This window comes from Kitasatospora sp. NPDC088861, assembly GCF_044750105.1.
GTDB lineage: Bacteria > Actinomycetota > Actinomycetes > Streptomycetales > Streptomycetaceae > Kitasatospora.
The window spans coordinates 13,435-36,708 of sequence record NZ_JBIVJF010000008.1; the positions used below are offsets into that span (position 1 = coordinate 13,435).

The following is a 23,274-nucleotide window of genomic DNA, read 5'->3' on the forward strand; positions in this document are numbered from 1 at the left end:
GAGCCCGAGGCCGGTTCAGGCCTTGTCGTCGACCCAGCTCATCAGCGAGCGCAGCTTCTTGCCGGTGGTCTCCAGCAGGTGGTCCTCGTCGGCCTTCTTGTACTCGTTGTACTTGGGCAGACCGGCCTTGTACTCGGCGATCCAGGTGTTGGCGAAGGTGCCGTCCTGGATCTCGGCGAGGACCTTCCGCATCTCGGCCTTGGTGGCGTCGGTGATGATCCGCGGGCCGGTGACGTAGTCGCCCCACTCGGCGGTCTCGGAGACCGACCAGCGCATCTTCTCCAGGCCGCCCTCGTACATCAGGTCGACGATGAGCTTCAGCTCGTGCAGGCACTCGAAGTAGGCGATCTCCGGCTGGTAACCGGCCTCGACCAGGGTCTCGAAACCGGCCTTCACCAGGGCGGCGGTGCCACCGCAGAGGACGGCCTGCTCACCGAACAGGTCGGTCTCGGTCTCCTCGGTGAAGGTGGTCTTGATGACGCCGGCCTTGGTGGCGCCCAGGCCCTTGGCGTAGGACAGCGCCAGGTCGAAGGCCTTGCCGGAGGCGTCCTGCTCGACGGCGACGATCGCGGGGACGCCGCGGCCCTCCTCGTACTGGCGGCGGACCAGGTGGCCCGGGCCCTTCGGGGCGACCATGCAGACGTCGACGTCCGCCGGGGGCTTGATGAAGCCGAAGCGGATGTTCAGGCCGTGGCCGAAGAACAGGGCGTCGCCGGCCTTCAGGTGCGGGGCGATGTCGGCCTCGTAGACGTCGGCCTGGATCGGGTCCGGCACCAGGATCATGATGACGTCGGCCTCGGCCGCGGCCTCGGCCGGGGTGACGACGCGCAGGCCGGCCTCCTCCGCCTTGGCACGGGACTTGGACTCCGGCTTCAGGCCGACCCGGACGTCGGCGCCGGAGTCGCGCAGGGACAGCGCGTGGGCGTGGCCCTGGCTGCCGTAGCCGATGACCGCGACCTTGCGGCCCTGGATGATGGACAGGTCGGCGTCGTCTTCGTAGAACAGCTCGGCCACGGGGGCACATCTCCTTGCGTGATGGTTGCCGGGTACGCGCTCTCTACGGTAGGCGTACCGGCGGGGGTGTGGGGCGGTGCTTCAGGGTGTGAGACGGTCGGCGTCTCGGGGGTGCTCAGGCGCTGCGGTCGAGGGCGCGCAACGAGCGGTCCGTGATCGAACGGGCGCCGCGCCCGATGGCGACCAGGCCGGACTGGACCAACTCCTTGATGCCGTAAGGCTCCAGCATCCGGAGCATGGCCTCCAGCTTGTCCGAGCTTCCGGTGGCCTCGATGGTCACCGCGTCCGGGGACACGTCGACGGTCTTGGCACGGAACAGCTGGACGATCTCGACGATCTGCGACCGGGTCTCGTTGTCGGCGCGGACCTTCACCAGGACCAGTTCCCGCTGGATCGCAGCGGATTGGTCGAGTTCGACGATCTTTATCACGTTCACGAGCTTGTTGAGCTGCTTGGTGACCTGTTCCAGCGGGAGGTCCTCGACGTTGACCACGATGGTCATCCGGGACACGTCCGGATGCTCGGTCGGGCCGACGGCGAGGGAGTCGATGTTGAAGCCCCGACGGGAGAACAGGGCGGCGATGCGGGCGAGCACGCCGGGCTTGTTCTCGACCAGGACGGAGAGGGTGTGCTTGGACATGGGGTTCCTCAGGCGCTCTGGAGTTGAAGGGGGGCGTTAGTCGAGGTCGTCGCCGAAGTCGGGGCGGATGCCCTTGGCGAACTGGATCTCGTCGTTGCTGGTACCGGCCGCGACCATCGGCCAGACCATGGCGTCCTGGTGGACGATGAAGTCGATGACGACCGGGCGGTCGTTGATCTCCATGGCCTGCTTGATGACGGCGTCCAGGTCCTCGGGGCGCTCGCAGCGCAGGCCGACGCAGCCCATCGCCTCGGCCAGGAGCACGAAGTCGGGGATCCGGGTGCCCTGGGCCGGCGGCGCGATGCCGTCGTGGTCGGGGCCGGCGTGCAGCACGGTGTTGGAGTAGCGCTGGTTGTAGAACAGCGTCTGCCACTGGCGGACCATGCCGAGCGAGCCGTTGTTGATGACCGCGACCTTGATCGGGATGTCGTTCAGGGCGCAGGTGGCCAGTTCCTGGTTGGTCATCTGGAAGCAGCCGTCGCCGTCGATCGCCCAGACCGGGGTGTCCGGTCGGCCGGCCTTGGCGCCCATCGCGGCCGGGACGGCGTAGCCCATGGTGCCCGCGCCGCCCGAGTTGAGCCAGGTGCCCGGCTTCTCGAACCGGATGAACTGCGAACTCCACATCTGGTGCTGGCCGACGCCGGCGGCGTAGATCGCCTCCGGGCCGACCAGTCGGCCGATCCGTTCGATGACCTGCTGCGGGGAGAGCCGGCCGGCCGGGGCCGGTTCGTAGCCCAGCGGGTAGGTCTTCTTCCACTCGTCGAGCTTCTCCCACCACTGCGAGTAGTCGCCCTTGTGCCCGGCGTCGAACTCGGCCTGGACGGCCACGATCAGATCGGCCAGCACCTCGCGGGCGTCGCCGACGATCGGCACGTCGGCGGGGCGGTTCTTGCCGATCTCGGCCGGGTCGATGTCCGCGTGGACGACCTTGGCGTGCGGGGCGAAGCTGTCCAGCTTGCCGGTGACGCGGTCGTCGAAGCGGGCGCCGAGGGTGAAGAGCAGGTCGGTCTTCTGGAGTGCGGTGACGGCCGGGACGGAACCGTGCATGCCGGGCATGCCCAGGTGCTGCGGGTGGCTGTCGGGGAAGGCACCGAGCGCCATCAGGGTGGTGACCACGGGGGCGCCGGTCAGCTCGGCGAGGATCCGCAGCTCGGCGGTGGCCTGCGCCTTGATCACGCCGCCGCCGACGTACAGCACCGGGCGCTTGGCGCCCACCAGCATCTTCGCGGCCTCGCGGATCTGCTTGGCGTGCGGCTTGGTGACCGGCCGGTAGCCGGGCAGCGAGAGCTCGACCGGCCAGCGGAACGTGGTGGTGGCCTGGAGCGCGTCCTTGGCGATGTCGACGAGGACGGGGCCGGGGCGGCCGGTGGCGGCGATGTGGAACGCCTCGGCGATCACCCGGGGGATCTCGGAGGGGTCGGTGACCAGGTAGTTGTGCTTGGTGATCGGCATCGTGATGCCGCAGATGTCCGCCTCCTGGAAGGCGTCGGTGCCGATCGCCTTGGAGGAGACCTGGCCGGTGATCGCGACCATCGGCACGGAGTCCATGTAGGCGTCGGCGATCGGGGTCACCAGGTTGGTCGCGCCCGGGCCGGAGGTGGCCATGCAGACCCCGACCCGGCCGGTGGCCTGGGCGTAGCCGGTGGCGGCGTGGCCGGCGCCCTGCTCGTGCCGGACCAGGATGTGGCGCACCTTGGCCGAGTCCATCAGCGGGTCGTACGCGGGAAGGATGGCCCCGCCCGGGATGCCGAAGACGGTGTCCGCGCCCACGGCCTCCAGCGAGCGGATGAGCGACTGGGCGCCGGTCATGGTTTCGACGACGTGCTGGGGAGCGGGAGCGTGGGCGGCCGTGGTGTCCCCGCGGCGGGGGGATGCGGCGTGCTCAGTCATCTGCCTGTCTCTTCTCGGAATGTGCCGGCCCGGTGGTTGCGGGCCCCGGTGGTGCGAGGGTGGGGTCCCGGTTGCGGGCCGATCGCCGGCTCTGCCCCAATCGTCCCGCTTCCTCCCCGGGAATCGGGGCGGATCGGGCGGTCGGAGCCAGGGGTCTTGCGGTGGTGGAACAGCGTCAGTGCAACAAAAAACCCCTCGTGCCAAGGGCATGCGAGGGGTGGCGCGTCGGTCTGTCACAAGCGGGGCGTGTGAGCCCGCTCAGCCGACGCGCCCGCCAAGTACGAGAATTCGGGTGCGCATGGCAACGACCCTCCTCCTGTCCGGGGGCGCGTGTCAAGCAGGTGGGATGACCGTCTCGCCATGCGGACCCGGCCCTGGACCGGTCACCGCGCGGCGTTCGGGCAGGTCGGGGGCACCGTGGTGATGCACGACACGCCCCCCGCCGCCCTCCCCGCGGCCACCCGTCCGGGCCTCCGCGGCCAGGTACGCGCGCCGGGCCGAGACCGAGCCGAGCGGCCTGGGCAGCGGGTAGCCCCGGCGCACCAGCGCCCGGCGCAGCCGGGTCTCGTCCAGCGGCGGCGCGAAGGCCGAACCCTGGCCCTGCCGGCAGCCCAGCTCCTGGAGCGCGGCGACCTGGCGGGGCAGGTCCACCCCCTCGGCGCCGGTGACCAGACCGAGGTCGTGGCCGAGCCGCAGGGCGTGCCCGGCGAGCGTGCGGCTGAGCGCGGACTCCCCGAGGTCCTGCACCAGTGTGCGGTCCAGCTTGAGGCCGTCCAGGGGCAGCCGGGCCAGCTCGCCGAGCGAGCCGCTGCCGGCGCCGTAGCCGGCCAGCACGGTGGTCACCCCGAGCCGGCGCAACGCGGCCAGCCGGCGGCCGAGTTCGTCGGCGAGCGAGTCCGGGCCCATCCGGGCCACCTCGATCACCAGCTCGCCGGCCGGCAGTCGGCTGTCGCGCAGCGCCGCGGCCACCGTCTCGTACAGACCGGGCGAGCACAGCCGCTCGGTGGAGAGCCGGACCGCGACCGGGACGGGCGCGGGGCCGCTGCGGCCGCGGCCGGACTGGCCGCGCCGGTTGGCCGCGGCCGTCACCGCCTCCTGGACCAGCCAGCGGGAGAACCGGGTGGCCGCGTCGCCGTGGTCGGCCGAGCGCAGGAACTCGGCCGGGGTGAGCAGCAGGCCGCCCGCCGAGCGCCAGCGGGCCTGCGCCTCGACGCCGGTCACCGCGCCGCTGGCGAGGTCCACCACGGGCTGGTGAAGCAGGGTGAAGCCGCCCTCGCGGACGGCGGCCCGCAGCCGCTCCTCCAGTTCGGTGCGGCGCTCCAGATCGGCCCGCATCGCGGGGTTGTAGAGCACCACCCGGCCCTTGCCCTCGGACTTGGCCCGGTACATCGCGAGGTCGGCGTTGCGCATCAGCTCGTCGGTGGCCGCCCTCGGGTCGGCGGCCGGGCCGCGTTCGGGGGTGCCGAAGGCGATGCCGATGCTGGCGGCGACACCGAGTTCGGCGCCGCCGATCCAGTACGGCTCGGAGAGCGCGACCCGCAGCCGCTCGGCGAGCTCCTGGACCTGGAGCCGGCCGAGCGGGCCGCAGACCAGCGCGGCGAACTCGTCGCCGCCGAACCGGGCGACGGTGTCCCCGCAGCGGACGGCCCCCTGGAGCCGGCGGGCCGCCTGCACCAGCAGTTCGTCGCCCACCTGGTGGCCGGCCGTGTCGTTGACCGCCTTGAAGCCGTCCAGGTCGAGGAAGAGCACCGCGACCCCGGCGCCGCCCTCGCCCTGCTGGCCGCGGGCGCCGAGGGCGGCCCGCAGCCGCTGGGCGAACAGCGCCCGGTTGGGCAGGTCGGTGAGCGGGTCGTGGAAGGCGTTGTGCTGCAACTGGGCCTGGAGTATCACGCGTTCGGTCACGTCCCGGCTGTTGAGGATGAGGCCGTCGCGGTGCCGGCTGACCGTCGACTCGACGTGCAGCCACTCGCCGCCGCCGGAGCTGATCCGGCACTCCACCCGGGCGGACGGCTCGGCGGTGCCCGGGGAGCGGTGGGCGGTGAGCCGGACCCTCGCCAGGTAGCGGCGGACCTCGGCGAGCACCCGGTCCACGTCCTCCGGGTGGACCAGGTCCAGCAGGTTGCCGCCGACCAGTTCCTCCGGGTCCCGCCCGTAGACGCCGAGCGCGGCCGGGGAGACGTAGGAGAGCACGCCGTTGGCACCGGCGATCATGATGACGTCGCTGGAGCCCTGCACCAGGGAGCGGAAGTGCGCCTCCTTGTGGGCGAGTTCCTGGGCGAGCGAGAGGTTGTCGAGCAGCATCACGCCCTGGCGCAGGATGAGCGCCAGGCCGACGGTGCAGGCCGCCGCGGCCACCACCCGGTCCAACTCCCGCCCGCCGAGGGCGTTGTAGAGGATCCCGGCGGTGCACACCGCGGCGGCCGCGTACGGGGTGAGCGCGCTGAAGGTGGTGGCCACCCGGCGGCGCGGCAGGCCTCCGGCCGAGGGGTGCTCGCGCAGCGGGCGGCGCCAGCGCGGCGACCACGGCGCCCAGGCCAGCAGCAGGCTGCCGGAGAACCAGCCGGCGTCCAGCAGTTCGCCCGAGCGGTAGCTGCTGCGCAGCTCCGGGGAGGTGAACAGGGCGTCGCACAGGACGGTGACGGCCAGCGCCACCATCGCGGTGTGCACGGCCGCCCGGTTGCCGTCCCGGCCGCCGAAGCGCAGCCCGACGACCAGGCTGACCAGCAGGATGTCCAGGACCGGGTAGGCCAGGTTGAGGGCCAGCCGCAGCGGCGAGCCGGCCTCGCCGGCGGCGATCCGGCCGAGCGCCAGGCTCCAGCTGAGGGTGAACAGCGAGCCGGCGATCAGCCAGCCGTCGAGCAGCAGGCAGAGCCAGCCGGCGGCCGAGCGCGGGCGCTGGGCGAGCACCAGCACACCGGTGATGGCGAGCGGGGAGAACAGCAGGAAGGCGTACTCGGCGAGCGAGTCCTGCGGCAGCGGGCTGCGGGCGACCAGTTCGTACCAGCCCCAGGTGCCGTTGCCGCAGGCCACCATGAGCGAGGAGAGGCCGAACAGCAGCCAGGCCGGGCGGGCGCGCCCGCCGGCCGTGCAGCCGTACACCAGGCAGGACAGCGCGGCCGCGAGCGCCGCCGCGGCCAGGCCGAAGTCGCCCATGAAGATGGAGAGTTGGAAAGAGCCCCAGCCGGTGGCGGCACCCAGGGCGTAGGCCAGGCAGAGCGCGCCGAGGACGAGGCCGGGCAGCGTCCGGCTCTCCCGGAGCCGGCACAGCGGGCCGCGCCGGCCGGGGGCGGACGCGCCGGCTGCGGCTGCGCCGGGCGTGGACGCGTCGGGCTCGGACGCGTCGGCGGGTGGCACGCCCGGCCGTCCGGCCCCGGGCAGCACCGTATCGGTGGAGCTCACTCGGCCTCTCCCCCTCCGGCCCGGGGCCTGGCGCCCCGGCCACGGGCCACCGGCCGCGCGCCTCTTGGCCGTACGCGGTGGCCTGGCGCCCCGTCAGGACGGAGGCCCAGGGGGTGGGCGGCCTTCCGGTCACCACACCGCACCGATGTTCCCGATCGGGACCCTACACCAAATCCGTCACTCAATGACACATGCACTCAACTTAGAGTAATGGCGACGGGGTGGGGAAATGCACCCGATTCCGGCGGATCGGCCCGGTTGGCGGCGGCGCGCGGCCGGGGGCTCACGCGGCGCGCACGGGAGCACGCGACGGCGCCCGGCCCCGGGCCACCCGGACCGGAGACGGTCGGGGGCCCGGCGCCGGGCGCACGGGTCATCGGGAGGCCCGGGCCGGACACGGCCCAGGTCCTGTCCGGCCTAAGCCGGATCGTCCGGGAACAGCCGCAACCGGTGCGCCAGCGCCGCCGCCTCACCCCGACCGGTGACCGCGAGCTTGCCCAGGATGTTGGAAACGTGCACGCTCGCGGTCTTCGGAGAGATGTACAGCTCCTCCGCGATCTGCCGGTTGCTCCAGCCGCGCGCCAGCAACCGGAGCACGTCCCGCTCACGGGGGGTGAGGCCGAAGGACTCCCCGACGGGCGGGGTCGCGGCCGGCCCGGCGGCCGGGCGCGCGGCCGCCACCGGGGTCAGCGTCAGCCCGGCCCGGTCGGCCAGGCCCGCGACCTCCGCCAGCAGCGGACGGTCGCCCCGGACGGTGGCCAGTTCCCGAGCCTCGCGCAGCAGTTCGGCCCCGGCCTCGCGCCGCCCGGCCAGCACCTCGGCCTCGCCGGCCCGCAGCAGGGCGACCGCCAGCGGGTACGGCAGCCCGGTCGGGCGCAGCGCGGCGACCGCGGCGGCCCACTGCTCCGGGGTGTCGGCGGCCTCGGCGCGGGCCAGTTCGCCCTCCAGCAGCCGGGCCCAGCCGTGGTGCACCGGCGCCCGCGGCCGCAGCCGGGCCGCCCGCGCGGCGATCGCGGCCAGCGCCTCGGTCCGGCCCGCCGCGGCCTCCGGCAGGCCCCGGCTGTCCGCCTCCACCGTGGCGGCCTCGACCAGCAGCGGGTACACGTCGGACTCGTGGCCGAGCCGCCCCTCCTCCGCCAGCGCGGCGAGCAGTTCCTCCCGGGCCTCCATCGGCCGGCCGGCGAGCGCGGCGATCCGCACCGCCAGCCGACTGATCGGCACGCTGTGCTGGAGCTGGCCGACCCGGTTGGCCGACCGGGCCTGCGCCAGCATGGTCGCCGCGCCGGCCAGGTCCCCGCGCAGCAGCGCGAGGTCGCCGCGCATCCGGTCCAGGAACTCGGCGTGGGTGCCGGTCAGGCTGGTCAGCTCGCAGGCGTCGAGCACCTCGGCGGCCTCCCGGATCCGCCCCAGGTCGGTCAGCGCCTCGGCCAGGTTGCCGGTCAGGATGGTGCCGATGTTGCGCAGCAGGCCGTTGCCGTCCGCGTAGACCAGGCCCTCGCGGGCCAGCACCACCGCCTCCTCGGCCCGGCCCACCCCGCGCTGCATGCTGGCCAGGTTGTTGACGCCGCGCAGCAGCAGGTCGGGCACGCCCAGCCGGCGGGCTGCCTCGACCGCCCCGGCCAGTTCGGCCAGCCCGCCGTCGGCGTCGCCGTGCACGTCGTAGCGCAGGCCGCCGAGCGTCATCCGGGCGTGCACCTCGACGGAGTGCGCGCCGACCTCCTGGGCGATCCGGATCGCCCGCTCGGCCAGCTCGATGTGCTCGGGGCCGGGCTTCTTGAGCATCGCCACCCCGGCGCCGAGCGCGAACACCTCGGCCTGGACGGCGGACGGCGGCAGGTGGTCGACCAGCCGGTGCGCGTGGAGGATCTCCTCGTCGTCACCGGAGCGGCGCAGATTGCCCAGCATCCGGGCCCGGTTGATCCGGAACCAGGCCGCGCGCACCGGGTGCACGGCCTCGTCGACCAGCCGCAGCCCCCGCCTGGCGAGGCTCAGGCCGCGCTCGCGGTCGCCGCAGCGCCGGGCCGCGACCACCGCCTCGGCCAGCACGTCGACCAGCTGGATCCGGTCGCAGTCCCCGTCGGCGGTGCTGTGGTCGCAGGAGCCGGGCGGATAGGTCTCGGCCCAGTCGTACGGGCGCAGGGTGTGCGCCAGCACCTCCTCGGAGACCATGTCCCACAGCTCCAGGGCCCGTTCCAGCATGCCCAGTTGCTCGGCGAAGGCGTTGCGGCGGCGGGCCGCCCGGGCGGCGTCCAGGGCGGTCGGCAGGGCGCGGGCCGGGTCGTGCGCGTGGTACCAGTAGTTGGCCAGCCGGGCGGGCAGGGCGTCGCAGGAGACCAGCTGCGGCTTCGCCTCCACGGCGAGCGCGAACTTGCGGTTGATCCGGTGCCGTTCACCGGGCAGCAGGTCGTCCGAGACCGCCTCGCGGACCAGCGCGTGCCGGAAGCGGTAGCCCTCGCCCTCGCCGTCCGGGCGCAGGATGTTGGCGCCGACGGCCGCCCGCAGCGCCTCGATCAGCGCCTCCTCGTCGTCGTGCAGGACGGCCGCCAGCAGGGCGTGCTCGACGTGCGAGCCCCCCTCGGCGGCGATCCGCACCACTCGCTGGGCCTCCTCGTCCAGGCTCTCCACCCGGACCAGCAGGATGTCGCGCAGCGAGTCGGTGAGCCCGGCGCCGCAGCCGTCCTCGAAGGCGGTGGCCAGCTCCTCGACGAAGAACGGATTCCCCTCGGAGCGGCGGTGGATGCGGTCCACCAGCTTCCGGTCGGGGTCGGCGGTGCCGAGGATGCCGGCCAGCTGGGCGGCGACCTCGCCGCGGCCGAACCGCTCCAGCTCCAGCCGCTGGACGGTGCGCAGTCGTTCGAGCTCGGCCAGGAAGGGGCGCAGCGGGTGGCGGCGGTGCAGGTCGTCGGAGCGGTAGGTGGCGACCAGCAGCACCCGGGACCGGTGCAGGGTGCGGACCAGGAAGGCGAGCAGTTCGCGGGTGGAGCGGTCGGACCAGTGCAGGTCCTCGACGGCGAACACGAGGGTACGCTCCGCGCCGAGCCGCTCGAACAGCCTCGCGGTGTGCTCGAACAGCCGGGCCCGGCCGTACTCGTCGTTGGGTTCGCCGTCGGCCTCGCCGAACTCGGGCAGCAGCCGGGCCAGGTGCCCCTCGCTGCCGGCCGCCGCGGCCTCCAGCTCGGCGCCCAGCGAGCGGTGCAGCCGGCGCAGCGCCGCGGCCAGCGGGGCGTACGGCAGGCCCTCGGCGCCGATCTCCAGGCAGCCGCCGAGCGTGGTGACCGCTCCCCCGGCGGCGGCCCGCTGCAGGAACTCCTCCAGCAGCCGGGTCTTGCCGACGCCCGCCTCGCCGCCGATCAGCACGGCCTGCGGGCTGCCGGAGCCCGCCCGGCGCAGCGCGTCGGTCAGTTCGGTGATCTCGCTGCCGCGGCCGACGAAGACGGGACTCACCGATATCTGCTGCATGGAGGCGAGCATGCCATAGCCGGAGGTGGCGGGCCGAGGGGTTATCTCCCCTGGCGAACGCCCGGAGGGGGAGGCGCTCCCCTGCTGCGCCTCCCCCTCCGAAACTCCCTCGGCACCGTCGTGGTGCCGGTCCGTCAGCATTCGCGCTGGCGCGCGGGGCGCCGCTGGAAGCGGGCGGCCACCGGACGCTGCCGCAGGCGGCGTCCCTCCTTGGCCTCCCGGACCAGGCGCTCGTGCTCGGCGCGGACGGCCAGCTCGTGGGCGTGCTGCTGGATGAGCTCGTACTCGATCACTTTCGGTTCCCCCTGTGGGTTTCACTGCGTTTCGCTGTCGAGTAAGAGCTTCCTCTCCCAGCGGGGGGTGCCGCATCGGAAGCCCTACCGATCTTCCGGGCCCCGGATGCCTTAGATCGGGGCCCGGGAACGACCAAGGCCCGGTCTTACCTCGTTTTAGAGGTGAGACCGGGCCTTAGGCCTTACTTAGAGTGCCTTAGACGCCTTAGACGCCTTAGGACCTCAGGCAAAGACGCCCAGATTCTCTGGGTTGTGCTTACTGCCCCTCGACGGCGAGCCGCTCCAGGATCAGGTCCTTGACGCGGGCCGCGTCGGCCTGGCCGCGGGTGGCCTTCATGACCGCACCGACCAGCGCGCCGACCGCGGCGACCTTGCCGTCACGGATCTTGGCGGCGATCGCCTCGTTCTCGGCGATGGCCTGATCGACGGCCGCACCGAGCGCGGAGTCGTCCGAGACGACGGCCAGGCCGCGCTTCTCGACGACCTCGTCCGGCTCGCCCTCGCCGGCCAGCACGGCCTCGATGACCTGGCGGGCCAGCTTGTCGTTCAGCTTGCCCTCGGCGACCAGCGCGGTGACCCGGGCGACCTGCGCCGGGGTGATCGGCTGCTCGCTCAGCTCGGTGCCGGTCTCGTTGGCCCGGCGGGCCAGCTCGCCCATCCACCACTTGCGGGCCTGGTCGGCCGGGGCGCCGGCGGCGATGGTCTCCTGGATCGGCTCGACGGCGCCGGCGTTCAGCACCGACTGCATGTCCTTGTCGGACAGGCCCCATTCGGCCTGCAGCCGGGCCCGGCGCACCCGCGGCAGCTCGGGCAGGCCTGCGCGCAGCTCCTCGACCCAGGCGCGGGCGGGGGCGATCGGCACCAGGTCCGGCTCGGGGAAGTAGCGGTAGTCCTCGGCGTTGTCCTTGATCCGGCCCGAGGTGGTGCTGCCGTCCTCCTCGTGGAAGTGCCGGGTCTCCTGGATGATCGTGCCGCCGTCGGTCAGCACCGTGGCGTGCCGCTGGATCTCGAACCGGGCGGCCCGCTCCACGCTGCGCAGCGAGTTGACGTTCTTGGTCTCCGAACGGGTGCCGAAGGTCTCGGTGCCGTTGGGGCGCAGCGACAGGTTGACATCGCAGCGCATCTGGCCCTTGTCCATCCGCGCCTCGGAGACGCCCAGCGCCTTGATCAGCTCGCGCAGCTCGGCGACGTACGCCTTGGCGACCTCGGGGGCGCGCTCGCCGGCCCCGACGATCGGCTTGGTGACGATCTCGATCAGCGGGATGCCGGCCCGGTTGTAGTCGAGCAGCGAGTGGGTGGCCCCGTGGATGCGGCCGGTGGCGCCACCGACGTGGCTGGACTTGCCGGTGTCCTCCTCCATGTGGGCGCGCTCGATCTCCACGCGGAAGGTCGAGCCGTCCTCCAGCTGCACGTCGAGGTAGCCGTTGAAGGCGATCGGCTCGTCGTACTGCGAGGTCTGGAAGTTCTTGGGCATGTCCGGGTAGAAGTAGTTCTTCCGCGCGAACCGGCACCACTCGGCGATCTCGCAGTTCAGCGCCAGGCCGATCTTGACGGCCGACTCCACGCCGATCTCGTTGACCACCGGCAGCGAGCCGGGCAGGCCCAGGCAGGTCGGGCAGGTCTGGCTGTTCGGCTCGGCACCCAGTTCGGTCGAGCAACCGCAGAACATCTTGGTCTTGGTGCCCAGCTCGACGTGGACCTCAAGGCCCATCACCGGGTCGTACGACGCGAGAGCGTCCTCGTAGGAGACCAGGTTCATGACGCTCACAGCGTCCCCTTCACTAAAAGACTTGGGAGGTACGGGCCCGGCCGCCGCTCGCGCGGGGCCGGGCCGGGGCGCTCAGCTCAGCCCAGCAGGACGTCGTCGGAGCCGAGCTGGCGCAGCTCGCGCACCAGCAGGGCGGTCCCGGTGATCAGCGCGGCGGCGCCGACCAGGGCGTTGACCAGCTTGAGGGTGTCGCTCTCCTCGCGGGCCTTCCGGACGTCCTTGACGACCGAGACCGCGCCGAAGGCGCTGGTGCCGATGGACAGCCACAGGCCCGGCTTGCTGTGCTTGAAGCCCTTCAGGGACGACGGTGCCTTGAGGGACGACGGGGCCTTGGCCTTCTCGATCCTGCTCACAGTGCCGGTGCCTCCTCCAGCAGGGTGTGCCCCCACTTGTCGTTGAGTGCGGCCTCGACGGCGCCGCCCACCCGGTACAGGCGGTCGTCCGCCATCGCGGGTGCGATGATCTGCAGGCCGACCGGGAGATTGTCCTCCGGGGCCAGACCGCAGGGCAGCGACATGGCCGCGTTGCCCGCGAGGTTCGACGGAATCGTGCAGAGGTCGGCCAGGTACATCGCCATCGGGTCGTCGGCGCGCTCGCCGATCGGGAAGGCGGTGGTCGGCGTGGTCGGCGAGACCAGCACGTCCACGCCCGCGAAGGCGGCGTCGAAGTCGCGCGAGATGAGCGTGCGGACCTTCTGGGCCGAGCCGTAGTAGGCGTCGTAGTAGCCCGAGGAGAGGGCGTAGGTGCCGAGGATGATGCGGCGCTTGACCTCGGGGCCGAAGCCGGCCTCGCGGGTCAGGGCGGTGACGTCCTCGGCCGAGCGGGAGCCGTCGTCGCCGACCCGCAGGCCGTAGCGCATCGCGTCGAAGCGGGCCAGGTTGGACGAGGCCTCGCTGGGCGCGATCAGGTAGTACGCGGGCAGCGCCAGGGTGAAGGACGGGCAGGAGACCTCGACGACCTCGGCGCCCAGCTCGCGCAGCAGCTCCACCGACTCGTTGAAGCGCTCCATCACGCCGGCCTGGTAGCCCTCGCCGGCGAACTCCTTGACCACGCCGATCCGCATGCCGCGCACGTCGCGCAGCTTGGCGGCCTCGACCACGGCCGGGACGGGCGCGTCGATCGAGGTGGAGTCCAGCGGGTCGTGCCCGGCGATGGCCTCGTGCAGCAGCGCCGCGTCCAGCACGGTGCGGGCGCACGGGCCGCCCTGGTCCAGCGAGGACGAGAAGGCGACCAGGCCGTAGCGGGAGACCGAGCCGTAGGTCGGCTTGACGCCGACGGTGCCGGTGACGGCGCCGGGCTGGCGGATCGAGCCGCCGGTGTCGGTGCCGATCGCCAGCGGGGCCTCGAAGGCGGCCAGCGCGGCGGCCGAACCGCCGCCGGAGCCGCCGGGGATGCGGGAGAGGTCCCACGGGTTGCCGGTCGTGCCGTAGGCGGAGTTCTCGGTGGAGGAGCCCATCGCGAACTCGTCCATGTTGGTCTTGCCGAGGATGACCACGCCGGCGTCCTTGAGACGGGTGGTCAGCGTGGCGTCGTACGGCGGGATCCAGCCTTCGAGGATCTTGGAGCCGCAGGTGGTCGGCACGCCCTTGGTGGTGAAGACGTCCTTCAGCGCGAGCGGGACGCCGGCCAGCGGGCCCAGCTCCTCGCCCTTGGCGCGCTTCTCGTCGACGGCCCTGGCGGCGTTCAGCGCGCCCTCGGTGTCGACGTGCAGGAAGGCGTTGACCTTCTTGTCGACGGCGCCGATGCGGTCCAGGTGCGCCTGCGCCACCTCGACGGCGGACACCTCGCCCCTGGCGATGGCGGAGGCCGTCTCAGCGGCGGTGTACTTGATCAACTCGGTCATCTCGGTCAGTCCTCCCCGAGGATCTGCGGCACACGGAAACGCTGCTCCTCGGCGGCGGGGGCGCCGGACAGCGCCTGCTCCGGGGTGAGCGACGGCCGCACCTCGTCCGCGCGCATCACGTTGGTCAGCGGGAGCGGGTGGGAGGTCGGCGGGACGTCCTGTCCGGCGACCTCGGAAACGCGGGCGACCGCGCCGATGATCACGTCGAGCTGCTCGGCGAAGTGGTCCAGCTCTTCGGGCTTCAGCTCAAGACGCGACAGCCGGGCGAGGTGGGCGACCTCCTCGCGCGTGATGCCAGGCATGCAGCGATCCTCAGGGTGAGTTCTGGTGAGGCCCGGCGCCGCGCGCAGGCGGTGCCGGGCCCGGGCAGGAGCAACCGGTCCGGTGCTCCGTCCTCGTGGTCTTTGGACCCCATCCTATGGGGCCCGGCCCGGCCACCGGCCAACGAGTGAGCGAGCGCGCCCGTCACTGCGGCCTGGTGCGGGCCCAACTCTGCGCGCCCGGCGCCTTGATCTCGATCTGCGCGGCCGACACGGGCTGGGGCGCGGGCACGGCCTGGACCGTCTGAACGGCCTGCACGGCCTGCACGGCCTGCGGGAGGGTCGGGGGCAGCACGGGGGGCAGCACCGACGGGAGGGTCGGGGGCAGCACCGGCGCGATGGCCTGCTGGACCACCGGCTGGACGGCCTGCGGCAGCACCGGCTGGACCGGCAGGCCCTGGCCCCCCTGCACCGCGTGGAGGGCCGACGGCAGCCGGCCCGGCGGGGGGACCAGCCGCTCCACCGGCGGGGCGCCGGTGCGGTGCACCCGCAGCCAGGCGGTGGCCTGCTCGGCCGGCAGCGCCGCCGACACCAGCCAGCCCTGGACGGCGTCCACCCCCATGCAGTGCAGCCGCTCCCAGGTCTCGTCGTCCTCGACGCCCTCGGCGACCACGGTCAGGCCCAGCGAGTGGGCGAGCTCCACCGAGCAGCGCACCACCGCCGCGTCGTGGTCGTCGGCGACCATCCGGGAGACGAAGGAACGGTCGATCTTCAGCTCGCCGACCGGCAGGCTGCGCAGCCGCACCAGCGAGGAGTGGCCGGTGCCGAAGTCGTCCAGGGACATCCCGACGCCGTAGCCGCGCAGTTCGGCGAGGGTGTCGGCGGCCCGGCGGGAGTCGTCCAGCAGCAGCCGTTCGGTGATCTCCAGCTGGAGCGCGTGGGCCGGCACCTGGTGGCGGACGAGGTGGCCGGCGACGCGCTGGGCGAAGCCGGGGTTGAGCACGTCGCGCGGGGAGACGTTGACCGCGACCTGCACCTGGAGGCCCTGTTCCCGCCAGTAGGCGAGCTGCCCGACGGCGGCCTCCAGCACGTAGTCGGTGAGCCGGGGCATCAGGCCGCTGGACTCGGCGAGCCCGACGAACTCGTCCGGCGAGACCCGGCCCTGGCCGGGGCGCTCCCAGCGCAGCAGCGCCTCCAGGCCGACCACCCGGCCGTCGAAGGCCACCTTGGGCTGGTAGTGGAGTTGCACCTCGCCGGTCTCCAGCGCCCGCCGCAGGTCGCCGAGCAGCCCTATCCGGTACGGCGTGTCGGCGTCCTGGGTCTCGTCGTACTGCGCGACGCCGCTGCAACCGCGCTGGGCGTGGCCCATCGCCACGTCGGCGCGGCGCAGCAGCGCCTCGGCGTCCTGGGCGTGCTGCGGGTAGACGCAGACGCCGGCGCTGGCCTCCAGCACGAGCAGCAGCCCGTCCAGCCGGATCGGCGCGGCGAGTTCGGCGATCAGCGCCTTGGCGACCCGCTCCAGGCTGTCCGGGCAGTTGATGCCGGGCAGCAGCACGGCGAACTCGTCGCCGCCCATCCGGGCCACCATCGGGCGGCCGCGCCGGTAGTTCCGGGGCAGGCCCGCGAAGACGTCGTCGATGGACTCCCGGGTGGCGCTGCCGGCCGGGCCTCCGGAACGCAGCGCGCGGTGCAGCCGGCGGGCGATGTGCACCAGCAGCCGGTCGCCGGCGGTGTGACCGAGGGTGTCGTTGAGCGATCGGAAGCGATCGAGATCGAGCAGGATGAGACCGACGCTGTAACCTTCCGCGCGCTCCGCGATCGCCTCCTGGGCGGCCATCAACAGGGCCTGACGGTTGGGCAGATCCGTCAGCGGGTCGGTCAGCTGGTCACGGGCGCGGTCGCGGGCGATCCGCCAGGCGGCGACCAGCACCGCCAGCGGCACCGCGAACAGCGGCAGCAGTTCGGGCTCGTACCGGTAGACCAGGACGGCCAGCGGGATGAGCGGCGCGGCGCCGGCCAGCAGCACGCCGAGCAGCAGGACCGCACCTGCCACCCCCTGCGGCGGGCGTGTGGGCGCACCGCCGGTCGTACGATCCATAAGCCCTGTCCTCCGTCGGGCCCGCCCCGTCAGGCCGCCTTACGGTGAGGCACCGTGCCGGTACCGACAGCTGCCGGGCATGGAGCGACCCCGCGGAGCACCGGCTCAGCCGGTGCCCCCACCCCTGCTGACACTCTGTTGCGCTCCAGGGTATGCCGGGGTCCACCCGGTGGGCAGACTTTCGGACAACCGGAAACGCGCCACCGCGCCCGGGTGTCGCACAGTGACACAATGCCCGCTTCCACGGCGCGACACCCGGTGACGTTGCATCAGGACGATAACAAGACGGGCTCGGTCACGCTCCGCTCGGGTCGGCCTCCGGAGCGGCCTCGGCGGGGGCCTCCCCGACCTCGGGCAGGCCGAGGTGGGCACGGGCCGCGGCCGCTCCGTCGGCGAGCAGCACGGCGAAGCCGGCGTCGTCCAGGACCGGCAGTCCGAGCTGAACGGCCTTGTCGTACTTGGACCCGGGGTTGTCACCGGCCACAACAAAATCTGTCTTCTTCGATACCGAACCGGTCACCTTCGCGCCGCGCGAGGTCAGCGCCTCCTTGGCCCCGTCCCGGGTGTGCCCGGCCAGGGTGCCGGTGACCACGACGGTCAGGCCCTCCAGCGGGCGCTCCGCCTCCTCCTCGTCGGCGGGCTCCTCGGTGAAGCGGACGCCGGCCGCGCGCCACTTCTCCAGGATCCCCCGGTGCCACTCCTCCTGGTACCACTCGACGACGGAGCGGGCGATGATCGGCCCGACCCCCTCGACGGCGGCCAGCTCCTCCTCGGTGGCCGAGAAGATCCGGTCGAGGTCCCGGAACTCCCGTGCCAGCTCCTGCGCCGCGACCGGCCCGACGTGCCGGATCGAGAGGCCGTTGAGGAAGCGCCACAGCGGACGTTCCTTCACCCTCTCCAGATTCTCCAGCAGCACGCCCGCCGTCTTCTTGGGCTCGCCCTTCTGGTTCGCGAAGAAGGTGGCCTTCTTCTCCTCGCCGGTGCGGTCGTCCAGCTTGGGCATGCCCGTCTTCTGGTCGCGGACCAGCACCTCGATCGGCAGCAACTGCTCCATCGTCAGGCCGAAGATGTCGCCCTCGTCCCGCACCGGCGCCTCTGCCGGCTCCAGCGGCTGGGTCAGCGCGGTCGCCGCGACATAGCCCAGGCCCTCGATGTCCAGCGAAGAACGGCCGCCCAGGAAGGCGATCCGCTCGCGGATCTGCGCCGGGCAGAACTGCGCGTTGGGGCAGCGCAGATCGATGTCCCCCTCGGACATCGGGCGCAGCTCGGCCCCGCACTCGTGGCAGTGCGAGGGCATCACGAACTCCTGCTCGGTGCCGTCCCGCAGGCTCTCCACCGGGCCGAGGATCTCCGGGATGACGTCACCGGCCTTGCGCAGCACGATGGTGTCGCCGAGCAGCACGCCCTTGGCCTTGACGACCTGCTGGTTGTGCAGCGTCGCGTACTGCACCATCGAGCCGGCCACCTTCACCGGCTCGGCCAGCACCGCGTACGGGGTGGCCCGGCCGGTGCGGCCGATGCCGACCTTGATCGCGGCCAGCTTGCCGGTGACCTCCTCCGGCGGGTACTTCCAGGCGATCGCCCAGCGCGGGGACTTGGAGGTGGAACCGAGCCGCCCCTGCAGGGCGATCTCGTCCACCTTGACCACGACGCCGTCGATCTCGTGCTCGACCGAGTGCCGCTGCTCGCCGAAGTGCTCGATGAACGCCCGCACCTCGTCGAGCGTCCCGACCACCTTGTTGTGCCGGGCCGTCGGCAGGCCCCACGCGCGCAGCAGGTCGTAGGCGTGCGACTGGCAGTCGATGTCGAAGCCGACCCGGGCGCCGATGCCGTGCACCACCATGTGCAGCGGACGGGACGCGGTGACCAGCGGGTCCTTCTGGCGCAGCGAACCGGCGGCGGCGTTGCGGGGGTTGGCGAACAGGTGGACCAGCGCCTGCGGACGCCTGCCCTCCTTCGCGCGCTCCTCGTTCTCCGCCCGGCGGCGCTCGTTCTCCGCCGCCAGCGAGGCGTTCAGCTCCTCGAAGGCCTCCGTCGGCAGGTAGACCTCGCCGCGGATCTCGACCAGCTCGGGCAGGTCGTCGCCGGTGAGCTGCTGCGGGATCTCCTTGATGGTGCGGACGTTGGCGGTGATGTCCTCGCCGACCCGGCCGGTGCCCCGGGTCGCGGCGAGGACCAACTGGCCGCGCTCGTAGGTGAGGTTGACGGCCAGGCCGTCCACCTTGAGCTCGCACAGGTAGTGGTAGTCGATGCCGTCCAGCTCGCGGGCGACCCGGTCCGCCCAGGCCGCCAGCTCCTCGTCGTCCATGGCGTTGTCGAGGCTGAGCAGCCGCTCGCGGTGCTCGACCTTGGTGAAGCCCTCCGCGACGTCGCCGCCGACCTCCTGCGTCGGCGAGTCCGGCGTCACCAGGGCCGGGTGCGCGGCCTCGATCGCCTCCAGCTCGCGCATCAGGACGTCGAACTCGGCGTCGCTGACGACCGGGGCGTCCTGCACGTAGTACCGGGCGCGGTGCTCGGTGATCTCCACGACCAGCTCGGCGTGCCGCCTGCGCACCTCCGCAGGGACGTCCTCCCAGCCCTCGACAGCCACCACCGCAAGCCCTCCTACGTTCTCATTCCGGGTTGTCCACCAGGCTCTGCGCCGCCCGCGCCGCAAGCGACAGCGCCTTGCGCGCGTACGCCGGGGACGCCCCGGCCAGCCCGCAGGTCGGCGTCACCAGCACGCGGCGGCCCAGCAGCTCCGGGGCGAACCCGAGCCTGCGCCACAAGGTCCTGACACCCTGGACACTACCGGCCGGGTCGGACACCGCCTGGTCAGTGGAGGGCACGACACCAGCGAGGATCGCCGTGCCCGCCTCGACCGCCTCGCCCAGGTCGTCGTCCCGCTCGGTCAGCAGTGAGAAGTCCAGCGAGACCCCGGCCACACCGGCCCGGCGCAGCAGCGGGATCGGCACGTCCGGCGCGCAGCAGTGCACGACGACGGGCACGTCCAGGCCACGGATGACCTCGCGCAGCACCTCCTCGGCGACCTGCCGGTCCACCGAGCGCAGCCGCTGGAAGCCGCTGGCGGTCTTCACCGAACCGGCCAGCACGGCGGGCAGCGAGGGCTCGTCGAGCTGGAGGACCAGTTGGGCGCCCGGGACCCGACTGCGGACGTCGGCGAGGTGGCGGCGCAGGCCCTCGGTGAGCGAACCGGCGATGTCCCGGCAGGCGCCGGGGTCGGAGAGCGCCTTCTCGCCGTACTTGAGCTCGATCGAGGCGGCCAGCGTCCACGGCCCGACGGCCTGCAGCTTGAGCGCGCCCTGGTAGCCCTGGGTGAACTCCTCCAGCGCGTCCAGGTCCTCGCGCAGCCAGGAGTGGGCGCGCCGGGTGTCCCGGCCGGGGCGGTCGGCGAAGCGCCAGCCGCTCGGCTCGGTCTGCGCGAACAGCTCGACCAGCAGGCCGGCGCCACGGCCGATCATGTCGGCACCCGGCCCGCGGGCGGGCAGTTCGGGCAGGAACGGCAGCTGCTCCAACGCCCCGGTGGAGGTCTTGGCGGCCTCCCGGGCGTCGGTGCCGGGCAGCGAACCGACGCCGGTGGCGGCGCCGCGCAGGTCGGGGAAGGGCTGTGGGGTGCTCACCCGCCCGAGCCTAGTGCGCGGCGCCGCGCGCGTTTCAGCGCCCCGGGCGGACGGTGATGTCGGTGAGCTCCGCGTCACGGGAGGCGTCGAGGGCGGCGAGGATCGCCTTGGCCACCGACTCGGGGGCGATCCAGCGGTCCTCGTCGTAGGCCTTGCCCTCCTGCTGGTGCACCTTGGCCTGCATCGCGGTGGCGGTGCGGCCCGGGTAGACCGAGGTGACCCGGACGCCGTTCGGGTGCTCCTCCTGGCGCAGCGCGTCGGCCAGCGCCTTGAGGCCGTGCTTGCTCGCCGCGTAGGCCGACCACTCGGCATGGGCGGAGAGCCCGGCCCCGGAGTTGACGAACACCACGTGCCCCTTGACCAGGCGCAGCGAGGGCAGCAGGAGCCGGGTCAGCTCGGCGGGGGCGACCAGGTTGACGTTCAGCGTCTCCTGCCAGGCCTTGACCGACAGGTCGCCGACCGTGCCCAGCTCGACCATGCCCGCGACGTGCAGCACGGAGTCCAGCTCGACGGGCAGCGCCTGGTGGCCGAAGGCCCAGGAGAGCTTGGCCGGGTCGCCGAGGTCCCCGACCAGGGTCTTCGCCCCGGGGAAGCGCTCGCGCAGCTCGGCGGCGCGGCGGGCGTCGCGGGCCAGCAGCCAGAGGTCGTCCCCGCGCTCGGCGAGGCGTTCGGCGAGGACGGCGCCGATGCCGGAGCCGGCGCCGGTGATCAGATGAGTGGCCATGGTGGTGATCCTCTCAGGCCTTGAGCTGCGCGAAGACCTCGGCCGGGGTGTCGGCGAACCGGATCAGCTCGGCGAGCGGGCGGGGCAGGAAGCCCTCGACGTCCATCCGCTCCATCTGCGTGCGCAGGCCCGCGTAGAAGCCCTCGGTGTCCAGGACGATCACCGGCTTGTCGAACATGCCGTGCTTCTTGAGCTCCAGCACCTCGGTCACCTCGTCGAGGGTGCCCAGCCCGCCCACGAGCACGACGATCGCGTCCGCCCGGGCCGCCAGCTCCGCCTTCCGCTCGGCCAGGTCACGGGTCATGACGAGCTCGTCGGCGCCGACGTACCCCTTGTGCTTGAGCATCTCGACCAGCACCCCGACCAGCTTCCCGCCGGCCGCCTTCACCTCGTCGGCCAGCAGCCCCATCAGCCCGGCGTTGGACCCGCCCCACACCAGGGTGTGGCCACCTTCGCCGAGGAGCCGCGCGAACTCGGCGGCGGGGGCGGTGTAGCGGTCGTCGAGCGAGTACGCGGAGCAGAAGACTGTGATGTTCATAGTGCCATCTGGTCTATCACGCCCCGGCGCACTCACTCACCGGCTTTAGGCCTCGGCCAGCCTCCTCCGAGCATCATGCCGTCCTCTCCGGAGGGTGTGCCGGCGGCCGCGGCGAGTTGCCGATTCGGCCTTCGGGCTGCTGAGAGCTGGTAGCAGTCCACCTCCCGGGCCCGGGCAGTCACGTTGTCCCGTGCGAGGAAGCCGCGCAGCCGGCACTGCGAGTATGCCAGGAGCGTTCGATCCGGCCGGGTCGACAGGGTGATCGTCCCCCTTGGCCGGCACTGCTGCTCACGCGCAGGAGGGCAGGAGCCCCCGGCCCGGGTGGGCGTGTCGGTCCGAGAGGACACCCAGGACGGCGACCAGAGCGGCGGCGAGACGGTCCGCGGGGTCGGCGCCGGGCGTGTTCTCGGGCCGGTGGGACGCCAGGCGGGCGGCCAGCCAACCCGGGGACGCCCAGCCCGCCCGGACGGCCATGGTGGTGAACCGGCGCAGCAGGTCGTCCTCCGGGACGGCGCGGGCGGGCTCCTGGAGGTCGGGCGGCAGGTGCTCGGTCATCCGCTCCCAGCCCGTGGGGTCGGGCGGCGGCGGCAGCGGTGCCGGTGCGGGCTGTTCGCTCGCGCGCGGAGTGGTACCCGTCACTACAACAGCAACCATCTTCTTGTCCTGGTAAGGGACTTCCTGGTTGCGTCCGCACGTGCGGAGCGACGAGCCCGCACGTGCGGATTTGTCCGGCTCCGCACGTGCGGACTTCCGTTCGCCGCAGCGCGGCCTCGGCAGCGCCGCAGGTGCGGACTTCACCGACTCCGCACGTGCGGACTTACCGGCGGCGCAGCGGAGTTGCTCCTGCTTGACGCGCCGGGCGTCGGCGCGCAGGACGGCGAGGGCGGCGTCCCAGTCGGGGACGCCGCCCAGGGGCACGGTGACGGCGTAGCCGCGAACCCGGGTGCCGGAGGGGCCGTGGACGAGGGCCATGACCCCGGCCGCCTCGGCGGCCCGGTAGAAGCCGGGGACGGAGTCCTTGGAGACCCGGCAGGCCCGGGAGAACCAGAGGTTGGACGGCGGGCAGTGGAGGTTGGTCCCGTCCGCGTCGGCCTTCTGCGCGGCGTGCATGAGGAAGAGGACGAAGGACGGCCCGAGGGACTTCCAGGGCCCACCGGTCGGGACGCTCTGCATCCACTGCCCGATGCGGACCCGGAACTCGTTGGCGGGCGGGGTGCCGGTGGGGCGGGAGAGGGCGAGGGCTTCGGTGGTGACGGCGACGGGCACGTTCGGCCTTTCGTGGCCGATATGCGAGCCGGAGCGCGTCCGGGCTGGCATACTGGCCGAGGTGTTATGCGCGTGCGCCGGAACCGCCAAGTTTACGGGCGTACGCGGGAATGGCCACCGCCCAACTGGGCGGTGGCCATTGCAGTTTACGCCGACAGATCAGCGGATTTGACGGACAGTCATGAATTCACTGCGGCGAGTGCTCGCGCATGAGTTCGGGATGCACGCTACGCGAGGTAGGCCTGCTGCCACTCCAGCGAGGTCATCGACAGTGCCGCCTCGGCGAGTTGGCGGGCGGACTCGGTCTTGAGGCTGCCGAGACTGCTGTCGATCCACAGGAGTGCTCCGCGATGGTCTCGGGATCCTTCACCCCGGCGATCCACCAGCCCGACCGCTTCGCCCGCTTGAGCATCCCCGCCTCGAAGAGGTACCCGCCGCGCCCTTTGCCTGCCGTTCTCAACC

15 protein-coding genes and 2 pseudogenes are annotated in these 23,274 nt (G+C 72.8%); all 17 read right to left on the minus strand.

Features of this window, described 5'->3' with window-relative positions:
• Positions 1–15: 15 nt before the first annotated feature.
• The gene (ilvC, locus tag ACIP37_RS16445; protein ID WP_063347727.1) at positions 16–1,014 is read right to left on the minus strand and encodes a ketol-acid reductoisomerase; all 999 of its coding nucleotides are present in this window, start codon (positions 1,012–1,014) and stop codon (positions 16–18) included.
• A 115-nt stretch (positions 1,015–1,129) separates the two neighbouring features.
• Positions 1,130–1,654 (minus strand): acetolactate synthase small subunit, encoded by a 525-nt coding sequence (gene ilvN / locus ACIP37_RS16450; protein WP_030302941.1) that lies wholly within the window; start codon positions 1,652–1,654, stop codon positions 1,130–1,132.
• 36 nt (positions 1,655–1,690) lie between these two features.
• Positions 1,691–3,544, minus strand: a complete 1,854-nt coding sequence (locus ACIP37_RS16455) for an acetolactate synthase large subunit (RefSeq protein ID WP_400806264.1) — start codon at positions 3,542–3,544, stop codon at positions 1,691–1,693.
• A gap of 333 nt (positions 3,545–3,877) precedes the next feature.
• Entirely contained in the window at positions 3,878–6,811 is a 2,934-nt protein-coding gene (locus ACIP37_RS16460) for an EAL domain-containing protein (protein ID WP_363582164.1), read from the minus strand.
• A 549-nt stretch (positions 6,812–7,360) separates the two neighbouring features.
• Positions 7,361–10,402 (minus strand): helix-turn-helix transcriptional regulator, encoded by a 3,042-nt coding sequence (locus ACIP37_RS16465; RefSeq protein ID WP_400806267.1) that lies wholly within the window; start codon positions 10,400–10,402, stop codon positions 7,361–7,363.
• Positions 10,403–10,536: 134 nt separating this feature from the next.
• On the minus strand, positions 10,537–10,695 hold the full coding sequence (locus ACIP37_RS16470) for a hypothetical protein (RefSeq protein WP_159398431.1): 159 nt from the start codon (positions 10,693–10,695) through the stop codon (positions 10,537–10,539).
• Between the two features lie 256 nt (positions 10,696–10,951).
• Positions 10,952–12,463: an Asp-tRNA(Asn)/Glu-tRNA(Gln) amidotransferase subunit GatB gene (gatB, locus tag ACIP37_RS16475; protein WP_363582140.1), complete on the minus strand. Its 1,512-nt coding sequence runs from the start codon at positions 12,461–12,463 to the stop codon at positions 10,952–10,954.
• A gap of 77 nt (positions 12,464–12,540) precedes the next feature.
• Complete coding sequence (locus ACIP37_RS16480) at positions 12,541–12,816, minus strand: hypothetical protein (protein WP_363582138.1); 276 nt, start codon at positions 12,814–12,816, stop codon at positions 12,541–12,543.
• Entirely contained in the window at positions 12,813–14,306 is a 1,494-nt protein-coding gene (gene gatA / locus ACIP37_RS16485; RefSeq protein WP_363633231.1) for an Asp-tRNA(Asn)/Glu-tRNA(Gln) amidotransferase subunit GatA, read from the minus strand. The genes ACIP37_RS16480 and gatA overlap by 4 nt, the downstream gene beginning before the upstream one ends.
• Positions 14,307–14,311: 5 nt before the next feature.
• The gene (gene gatC, locus ACIP37_RS16490; protein WP_030057414.1) at positions 14,312–14,608 is read right to left on the minus strand and encodes an Asp-tRNA(Asn)/Glu-tRNA(Gln) amidotransferase subunit GatC; all 297 of its coding nucleotides are present in this window, start codon (positions 14,606–14,608) and stop codon (positions 14,312–14,314) included.
• 505 nt (positions 14,609–15,113) lie between these two features.
• A pseudogene (locus ACIP37_RS16495) lies at positions 15,114–16,601 on the minus strand (putative bifunctional diguanylate cyclase/phosphodiesterase); the annotation flags it as partial.
• A gap of 358 nt (positions 16,602–16,959) precedes the next feature.
• The gene (gene ligA, locus ACIP37_RS16500; protein ID WP_400806484.1) at positions 16,960–19,254 is read right to left on the minus strand and encodes an NAD-dependent DNA ligase LigA; all 2,295 of its coding nucleotides are present in this window, start codon (positions 19,252–19,254) and stop codon (positions 16,960–16,962) included.
• 22 nt (positions 19,255–19,276) lie between these two features.
• Positions 19,277–20,284, minus strand: coding sequence for a methionine synthase (locus ACIP37_RS16505; RefSeq protein ID WP_400806272.1), 1,008 nt, complete (start codon positions 20,282–20,284; stop codon positions 19,277–19,279).
• Between the two features lie 34 nt (positions 20,285–20,318).
• The gene (locus tag ACIP37_RS16510) at positions 20,319–21,008 is read right to left on the minus strand and encodes an SDR family oxidoreductase (protein WP_363582130.1); all 690 of its coding nucleotides are present in this window, start codon (positions 21,006–21,008) and stop codon (positions 20,319–20,321) included.
• A gap of 13 nt (positions 21,009–21,021) precedes the next feature.
• The gene (locus tag ACIP37_RS16515; protein WP_400806275.1) at positions 21,022–21,546 is read right to left on the minus strand and encodes a TIGR00730 family Rossman fold protein; all 525 of its coding nucleotides are present in this window, start codon (positions 21,544–21,546) and stop codon (positions 21,022–21,024) included.
• Between the two features lie 288 nt (positions 21,547–21,834).
• Complete coding sequence (locus ACIP37_RS16520; RefSeq protein WP_400806278.1) at positions 21,835–22,812, minus strand: hypothetical protein; 978 nt, start codon at positions 22,810–22,812, stop codon at positions 21,835–21,837.
• Between the two features lie 337 nt (positions 22,813–23,149).
• A pseudogene (locus ACIP37_RS16525) lies at positions 23,150–23,224 on the minus strand (HAD family hydrolase); the annotation flags it as partial.
• Positions 23,225–23,274: the final 50 nt, after the last annotated feature.